Genomic DNA, 7,221 nt, shown 5'->3' with positions numbered 1-7,221 from the left:
GGCAAGAACGACGAAACCGCCACCAGCGCCCAACAACGCGCCGCCAGCGCCGTCGCCAACATCGGCTAACACCACCACACCACCAACGCCCTGCCGCCCACGCGGCGGCAGGGCTGTCGGCCATTGCTGCACCTTCTCAAGGGGACACGACCATGTCATTCGATATCCAACCTGACGCGTCCAGGCGAATCGTCCAAAACACGATCGCAGTAGTACGCGACCTAGAACTTGCATCAAAAGACACGCAAAACGCAATAGATTCAGCACCTGGAGCCTTCGAACACAGCCCCCAAAGCAAAACTGCTGTGCTCTCTTACCTCGAGCATTTCGTGACGGGTGAAGTCAACGCGACACGCAACATGACGTCGAAGTCAACAAGTGCAGCAAATGAAGCAATCAATGCTTACAGGGATGGCGACACCGAAATGAACGACGAAGCCAAACGTGCTATTGCCTCCATTCCGACCATTCACTTTCCCGGGGAGGCCGTGAAATGATTTCCGTTGCAGATCTCCCGGATATCGATAACCCGGAAAGCGTTCGGCAGCTAGGCTCAGACATCAAATTTATTGGCAGTCGCGCAGCAGACCTTATGGGCTCTGCAGTTGAAATTTGGTCCGGCTTGCACATTACGTATTCGGCACCAGAGGCTTCGAAGCTTCACAGAGCGATGCAGCAGCCCAGCGAAATTGCTTCTGAGCTCCAAAAAAGCACCTCCGAAGCCCAAAAGAACCTGGATGATTACGCGGACAAGCTGCACGGCTTCGAGAAACGCAAGGAATCACTCAAAGGAGAGATTCTAGCCGCTCTCGCCGATCTTAGCTACGCCCAGTCACTTCCGGAGACCGTCACCAAGACTGACGCTGACGGCGAAACGCAAGAAGAACCTAACGCAGAACGCGAGGCGAAGATTGCGGAAGCAGAGCGAGAACTCGATCGCCTGGCAAGGGAAGTGGAAAGGCTACGGGACGATCTAAAAACTGCAGATTCCGACCTCGCTTCGCGTTTCTTCAGTGCCGCTCAGGGAGATTTAAACTTCGCCACTGCACTTCTGGCGCTAGCCAGTCCCGAAGCTCGCGAAGCATTCGCGCGCGGTGTTGTGGACTGGACCAAGGATCTTCTTGGACTCATGCAGATTTTCAACGGCCCATTCTCTGGCCTTGGCTTGCCAGGCATCGCGCTCAACGTCGGGTTGAACGCGTGGAAAAATCAAGATCAGATTCGCGACGCAAACCGCAGCTTGCACGATTACATCAACGCAAGCCCTGAAAAGCAGAAGTACATGCGCGAGCAACAATTGCGTAGCGCAATGGCATGGGGTCGCAGCAAGTACATCGATTTTCTTTACGATCCCGGGCACTCCCTGGGCTACCTAGCACCCGACGTACTGCTCTCGGTAGCCACAGGTGGATCAGGCGGGGCCGCCCGTGCTGCCGGAGCCGGAACCGCAAGAGGTATGGCCGAGGCCGGTGCGAGAGCAGGCACTCGCGATACCGCGGAAGCTCTAGGCAATGCAGCTGCTCGAGCATCGGAAAAGCCAACCACGCGGCGGGCTCCATCCGCAGCAGGAAAGCCGGCACCGACGCACGCCGACGATGCCTTACCGGCAAATGCATCGCAGCCCAACAGTGGGAGTCGAGGCGCTGGCTCGACTGATGACGTGAAGCCGAACACTGACGTAAAGGTGCAAAACCAGACGTCCATTCCTGCTTTACCATCCATGACAGACTCAAAAGTAGTTCACAATGGAACCGAAACAATAACCGTCTACTATCCCGATACCTCAAAGCTGTGGAACAGAACCGAACTCACTCTCCAGGAGAAATCTGATCTGTTCTGGAGCGAGGCTCAAAAGCCAACAAACAAGTTGATGACTGACCTCGACTATACTAATTCGAGGCGGCGTGCCGACCTCGCGGCTGCTTATGACGCCATGGGGAACGGCCAGAATGCGGCATCTATTCGATACATTTACGGCCCAGATGCCGTAAGAGATCTTCACTCTGCAATGCTCGAGAATCCTCACGTTCTTGAGAATCTTCGACTGGGCGCCGATAAGCTTAAGTTCTCTCCGAACAATTCCATCGCCGCGCTACCTGAGACTCAGTACTCCGAAGTCATCGAGCACCTTGTCACCGACGGTCCCGTTGGACCCCGTCTCGGTCCGGTGCCGCCCCCAGAGTGGAGCGCATCTGTGGCTGCGGATTCCGACCTCATCCCGGAGGCCACGGTTATAGATGAAATCGGAACTCGATCTCGACATGGGTACCTCCAGTGGGATCACGGTGCGGAGGCACACATCCAAAGGAGTTTCCGTAATGAAGATGGGAAAGTCCTTGGCGAAGCCGATGCGAGGGGACTTACAGACCGCGCCTTTTCTTCCGATGACCCGATTCGTAAGGATGGCCACAACGGTCGTAGTTTCGTCGAGAAGAATGGGCAAATCTCGCATACCCCGGAGGAAGTGGAGGCTTATACCAAAGAACACGGGACGCGTCCGCCTCACGACGATGCCGGCCACCTGCTTCCAGGCAACCTTTTCCCGAACATCGGAGCTGCCAACTTCACCGGGCAAGACAGCAATCTAAACCGCGGCTCCTTCAAGCAGTTCGAGGACGTCCCGCGCGATATTCTCAATCATCCTGAAGATAGCTATGTCGATTACCGGATGCATGCACCGCTTGAGGAATCTGGGCGACCCGAACTCTACAGTGGCGAAGTCATTGGTGGGCACAAGGCTTCAGGTCAGGAGATTTTGCGCCTCAAACAGGAGTTCGTGAACGCCCCAGGTCGACAGTTCAGTCGCAATCCTAACGTTTTGAACGCTCTCGACCAACCGGACGTGCGAAAGCGTGCAATTGATGCTTTGTTTGACGCGATTGTGAACGATGGAAAGAGTTAGCAGGGGGCGCTTGCAACTTTCTTTTACACATTCACCCTTCATGGAGCTATAGCGCAAGTCACGCACGAGTGACAAATCAGCTGCAAATCAAGCCAGTCTCTCACCAAGATCATGCTTCGATAGCGCACAATTAGCGCCTTTGATCCAGTTAGATATTCGCTTTAAGCTGATTCTCTCAGCGCCTAGCGGAAGCATCTTCATCGCAGCGAGACCAAATAGCTTTTGATATAGCAAACGGAGGCGCCCGGCGGATTCATTCCGCCGGGCGCCCCCCTTATTCCTCAACGGTGAGAAGCTCACGCCTTGAGCAGCGCGAACTCCCATCCACCAAGTTTCTGCTCGCCGGCGCGCTCGCCTTCGGCGACGTTCGACAGCACGACTTCGGCGCCCTCGGGCCACACGTCCTCGCCAAGCTCAACCTCTTCGCGCGAGAAGTTGGCAACGGCGATGAGCGAGGAAGCGTCGGACCCCTCCCCCGCGCTGAACCTGCGCACGGCCCAGACACGCGACGGACCGGACTGGCCCGGCAGGCCTTCGCCCATGCTTTCGACCGGGCCGAGCAGCTCGAAGCCGCCCGAGACGAGGAGCGGCTCGCTCTTACGGAGCGCAATGAGGGCGCGGTAGAACTCGAACACCGAGCCCTCGACCCCAACCTGGTCGGCAGCGTTGACACCCTCAGCGGCAGAAGGGTTCACGGCGATCCACGGTTCTCCCTCGCCGAAACCGGCACCCGATTCGACGGCACTAGTCCACGGCATGGGCGTGCGAGCGTTGTCGCGGTTCATGTCGCTGATGCCGGGGAGGAGCTCCGCGAAGCTGCCGTGGCCGAACTGCTCGGATTCACGCACGTAGTTGAGGACCTCGATGTCGCGGAACTGCTCGAGACGCTCCCACGGGAAATTCACCTGGCCGAGTTCCTGGCCCTGGTACACGTACGGGGTGCCGCGGTGGGCGTGGAGCATGCCCGCAAGCGCCTTCGCGCTGCGCACACGCCATGCGGGGTCGTCGTCGCCCCAGCGGGACACGGAGCGGGGCTGGTCGTGGTTCTCGAAGTAGAGGGAGTTCCAGCCGCCTTCTTCGGCAACTTCGCGATCCCAGCGGGCAAGGTTGCCGGCGAGTTCGTGAAGGGGAAGCGGGCGCGACGGGTTGAACTTGTGCCCTTCGTGCTCGAGGCCGACGTGCTCGAACTGGAACACCATTTCGAGCTCGCCGCGTTCGGGCTTGGAGGTGAGGAGCGCGTCGTGGGCGGTGATGCCGGGGGTCTCGCCAACATTGACAAAGGTCTTCGGGTATTTCGCGAAGACCTCGCGGCGCATTTCCTGCATGAATTCGTGGAAACCTGGGCCGGTCATGACCATCGCGAAGGCAGAGCCGAGGCCGTCCTGCGTGGGCGGACCATCGGGGAGACCTTCGGGCTTCGAGATGAGGTTGATGACGTCCATGCGGAAGCCGTCGACGCCGCGGTCGAGCCACCAGCGCATCATGTCGTACACGGCCTCGCGGACTTTGGGGTTTTCCCAGTTGAGGTCGGGCTGTTTGCGGGAGAACATGTGCAGGTAGAACTGCTCGGTTTCTTCGTCCCACTGCCAGCCGGGGCCGCTGAAGGCGGAGTCCCAGTTGTTGGGTTCGGTGCCGCGTTCGCCGGGCTTCAGCCCCTCCACCTCGCGAGCGTCGCGCCAGATGTACCAATCGCGCTTGGGGTTCTCGCGCGAGGAGCGGGATTCGACGAACCATTCGTGTTCATCGCTCGAGTGGTTGACGACGAGGTCCATGACGAGGCGGATCCCGTGGGCGTGGAGTTTTTCGATGAGTTCGTCGAAGTCGTCGAGGGTGCCGAACATCGGTTCGATGTCACGGTAGTTGGCGATGTCGTAGCCGTTGTCGTCCTGCGGCGAGGGGTAGACCGGCGAGAGCCACACGGTCTGGATGCCGAGTGCGGCCAGGTAGTCGACGTGGTTGATGATGCCGCGGAGGTCTCCGATGCCGTCGCCGTTCGCGTCGGCGAACGAACGGGGGTAGATCTGATACACGACGCCGTTCTTCCACCAGTCGGGTTGGTCGGCGCCGGGTGCGTGGGCAAGCGGGGGCATGGGGCGAAGGTTGTCGTTCATGTCTCCACGGTAGTCGAGATTTTTTCTCTGCAAAAGAAAGCCTGTGGGAAAACTGGAATTTTGTCGGTGGGGTTGCGTCGGCTGGGGTTTTCCGGTGGGGTTTCGGTCCGACGCTTGCCGCGCCCGAGCGCACCTCCGCTCCCCACGGCGACCCCTCGCGCCAGCTGAGATCCTCGACGCCATCAGCAGCGGTAAAGGGCCGATTGTTACCGTGAGGCCACTAGCGCACAACGACCATAGGAGTGTTTCCGTGTCCGCGTTTTACTCAGAATCTGCATCCCCGTCGTTCTACGCACTCACCGCGATAGCTGCGGCGGCGGGTGACTCGATCGCCCTGTCGCGCGACCCGTATTTCGTGAGCGCTACGAAGCCTGCCCCGGAGCGCACGGTCGCGCTCGTGAGCGGCGGAGGCGCTGGCCACGAGCCCATGCACGCGGGATTCGTGGGGCGCGGCGGCCTCGACGCGGCAGTGCCGGGCGAGGTGTTTACGTCCCCGCATTCGCGCCAGATTTTCGAGGCGAGCCGCGCCGTGGCAAAGGACGGCGGCGTGCTCCACATCGTCAAGAACTACACGGGCGATTGCATCAACTTCAACATCGCCGCGGAGCGCCTCGCGGCCGAAGGCATCGAGTGCGCGCAGGTGCTCGTCGACGACGATCTTGGCACCGATGCGGGCGCGGTGGGCCGCCGCGGTATCGCCGGGACGACCCTCGTCGAGAAGATCCTCGGCGCAGCAGCAGACTCAGGCCTGAGCCTCGGCGAACTCAAAGAACTCGGCGATGCGCTCGTGGCAGCTACCCGCTCGCTTTCGGTCGCGCGTCGCGCCCACACCTCCCCCGGCGCTGACCAGCTCGCATTCGACGTGAACGCGGGCGAGCTCGAATACGGCGTGGGCATCCACGGAGAAAGCGCGAAAGAAACGATCGAACAGCCGACGCTTGAAAAGCTCGCGCAGCGCATGGTTTCCGAGCTGCGCGAGGCCCTCGCTGAGAAGCTCGAGACGAGCGCGGGAGCGCTGCTATTCGTCAACGGCCTCGGTGGTCTCGCCCCGCTCGAGTTGCTGCATATCCAGGCCGCGGCGCACGAGGCGCTCGCCGATGCGGGGGTCAACGTGCGCATCGCCTTCTCCGGCAGCTACACGACGGCGCTCGACATGGCCGGCTTCTCGCTCACGCTCACCGCGCTCAACGAAGAATGGATCGAGTACGTGTGCGCGCCGCACGACACGGTAGCCCTGCCCTCGCCGCGCCTCCTCCCGGACGACTTCGACGTGCGCGCGGGCCGCAAGGCCGAAAACGCGGGCGAAGGCAATGGTGAACATGAGGCTTCGGCTGGGGCAAAGCAGGCGTCGGAATGGCTGACCCGGTTTGTGGAGACGCTCGCACACTCACGCGCGGCGCTTGATGAGATCGACCAGAAGGCCGGCGATGGCGACGTGGGCACGAATCTCGCGAATGCGGCGAAGGCGACGCTTGCTCACGCGAGCGGGGCGGATGCCGATCTCGCGGCGGATCTCAATTCGATCGCGGAGGGCTTCCTCAACGACACGGGTGGCTCCTCCGGCCCGCTGTTTGGCCTCGCCTTCCAGGAAATTGCGGCGGCCGCGAAGAGCGGCACCTCGCTTGTGGAGGGCGTGAAGGAGGCCCGCGCCGCGGTGACGCGCGTGGGCGGCGCGGAGCCGGGCGATCGCACAATCGTGGATGTTCTCGAGGCGGTTGCCAGCTCGGGAGCTGAGGACCTTGACGCCGCAGCCATCGCGGCGGGCATCGATGGAGCGGAGTCGACGAAGGACATGTCCAGCGGCCGTGGCCGCTCGAGCTACCTCGGCGATCGCGTGCTCGGCACCCCCGATCCTGGGGCGCTCGGTATGGCGCTTGCTCTCGCCCTGATTGCGGAAGGCGCGGGCGCGAATGTTGAGGCTGAGCGCGAGAGGCTCGCCGCTCTCATCGGCTAGGCGCGCGGCGCGGCACACGGTGTCGCGGTGCGGCGCAGCGACACGGCGGCACACGGTGTCGCGGTGCGGCGGCCCAACCGTTCCACTTCATAAAGAAAATCGCTCCCTGCCCGCACGGCGCGGGTGGGGAGCGACTCTTTCTTCATCAAGAGTGACGATCACGAGGCGGCAGGGCGGTGCGGCAGCACTCGGTGCGGCACCCGGTACCCGGTGTCGCGGTGCCCCAACCGTTCCACTTCATAAAGAAAATCGCT

4 protein-coding genes are annotated in these 7,221 nt (G+C 61.3%); 3 read left to right on the top strand and 1 reads right to left on the bottom strand.

Annotated features, from left to right (window positions below):
• Positions 1 to 497: DUF6507 family protein (locus E6X30_RS09200; RefSeq protein ID WP_316336088.1), on the top strand; the 497-nt coding region annotated here is incomplete at its 5' end.
• Positions 494 to 2,902, top strand: coding sequence for a hypothetical protein (locus tag E6X30_RS09195; protein WP_316336087.1), 2,409 nt, complete (start codon positions 494 to 496; stop codon positions 2,900 to 2,902). The genes E6X30_RS09200 and E6X30_RS09195, both read left to right, overlap by 4 nt.
• A gap of 296 nt (positions 2,903 to 3,198) precedes the next feature.
• On the opposite strand, the gene E6X30_RS09190 is transcribed toward E6X30_RS09195, so the two are convergent.
• Positions 3,199 to 5,013, bottom strand: coding sequence for an alpha-glucosidase (locus tag E6X30_RS09190; RefSeq protein WP_316336086.1), 1,815 nt, complete (start codon positions 5,011 to 5,013; stop codon positions 3,199 to 3,201).
• 250 nt (positions 5,014 to 5,263) lie between these two features.
• Here E6X30_RS09190 and E6X30_RS09185 point away from each other — a divergent pair, with 250 nt between their 5' ends.
• Complete coding sequence (locus tag E6X30_RS09185; protein ID WP_316336085.1) at positions 5,264 to 6,967, top strand: dihydroxyacetone kinase subunit DhaK; 1,704 nt, start codon at positions 5,264 to 5,266, stop codon at positions 6,965 to 6,967.
• Positions 6,968 to 7,221 lie beyond the last annotated feature (254 nt).

It is taken from the genome of Dermabacter sp., from assembly GCF_032550575.1.
GTDB lineage: Bacteria > Actinomycetota > Actinomycetes > Actinomycetales > Dermabacteraceae > Dermabacter > Dermabacter hominis.
Note: the sequence above shows the minus strand (reverse complement) of the source record. Positions and strands in the feature narration are given on the sequence as shown.

Bases quoted from the DNA above. Each gene is read 5' to 3' on its own strand.
- E6X30_RS09195 (WP_316336087.1), top strand. From the start codon at position 494: ATGATTTCCGTTGCAGATCTCCCGGATATCGATAACCCGGAAAGCGTT.
- E6X30_RS09190 (WP_316336086.1), bottom strand. From the start codon at position 5,013: ATGAACGACAACCTTCGCCCCATGCCCCCGCTTGCCCACGCACCCGGC.